1 protein-coding gene is annotated in these 263 nt (G+C 47.1%); it reads right to left on the reverse strand.

Annotation, left to right across the window (positions count from 1 at the left end):
* A partial coding sequence (locus JAO78_RS16730; protein ID WP_226752492.1) for a helix-turn-helix domain-containing protein occupies positions 1-263 on the reverse strand: 263 nt, incomplete at both ends.

Consider the following 263-nt stretch of genomic DNA (forward strand, 5'->3'; position numbering starts at 1 on the left):
TCTTGCTCAGTCTGGCTATGCGATCCAATAAACTGGCCGAGTTGCTTTTGCTGTTTGGGAGTTAAATAAGGAATACGCCCTTTTGCTTTGCGTGCATCCAAGCCTGCAAGCCCCAATTCAAGGTATTGAGTCACCCAGTTGTTGACGCTGGTACGGCTTATCTTCAATTGATTAGCAACCTGTGTACGGTTTTTACATTCAAGGAACTGAGCAATAGCGAGCAAACGCATGCGCTTACGCCCATTTTTCTCGGCGCGAGAAAG

It is taken from the genome of Alishewanella maricola, assembly GCF_016343785.1.
GTDB classification, from domain to species: domain Bacteria; phylum Pseudomonadota; class Gammaproteobacteria; order Enterobacterales; family Alteromonadaceae; genus Alishewanella; species Alishewanella maricola.